The organism is Candidatus Symbiopectobacterium sp. NZEC135 (genome assembly GCF_025962695.1).
Genome location: NZ_JAGFPF010001219.1, coordinates 1 through 640 on the forward strand (window position 1 = coordinate 1; position 640 = coordinate 640).

Genomic DNA, 640 nt, shown 5'->3' on the forward strand with positions numbered 1-640 from the left:
CTGGCGCAGGAACTGCGCAAGATCCCGGCGGAGTCGGTGCTCTATCTCGGCGCGCTGCCGGAGCTTTCTGTCAGTTTCCTGCGCGAGCAGGGGTTTCGGATGGCGTGGGCAGAGGATCCGCGGCAGGTGAATTTTCTCTATGCCAACAGCTACGAACGCTCAGCGGCAGCAGCGGCTTTTGAAGAGTATTTGCTGCATCACCCGATGCCGCAGGCGCTGTTCACCACCTCGTTTCCGCTGTTGCAAGGGGTGATGGATGTTACCCTCAAGCAGGCGTGGGCCCGGTGCTTTCGGTGGCGCAGCGCCATCGTGAAGTGGCTGAACGGGTGCTGGAGTTGGTGCTGGCAAGTTTGGATGAACCGAAGAAGCCCAAGCCCGGTTTGACCCGCATTCGGCGCAGTCTCTACCGGCGTGGTTCACTCAGTCGTCGTTAGTTTGGGATTATTCCTAATAAAAAAGCCATCCGTTATCAGGATGGCTTTTTTGTTGCCTGCGTTTTAGTGGCGGCCTGAATTTCAGCCCGGCACCGCAACGCGAAACAGACGGCGACAGTAATCGAGAAAGTACCCGTAGGCGACACCCATCACCCTGGATATCAACACATTGCTGGTTACCGCCGCAACGATCTGCTGCGGGGTGG

Annotated in this window: 1 protein-coding gene and 1 pseudogene; one reads left to right on the forward strand and one right to left on the reverse strand. The window is 58.0% G+C overall.

Translation table 11 applies throughout. The annotated features are described in order from the left end of the window. A pseudogene (locus J5224_RS33445) lies at nt 1-434 on the forward strand (catabolite repressor/activator); the annotation flags it as partial. Between the two features lie 81 nt (nt 435-515). Here J5224_RS33445 and alaE read toward each other — a convergent pair. Then, nucleotides 516-640, reverse strand: a 125-nt coding sequence (gene alaE, locus J5224_RS33450) for an L-alanine exporter AlaE (protein ID WP_264629188.1), incomplete at its 5' end; no start/stop codon positions are given.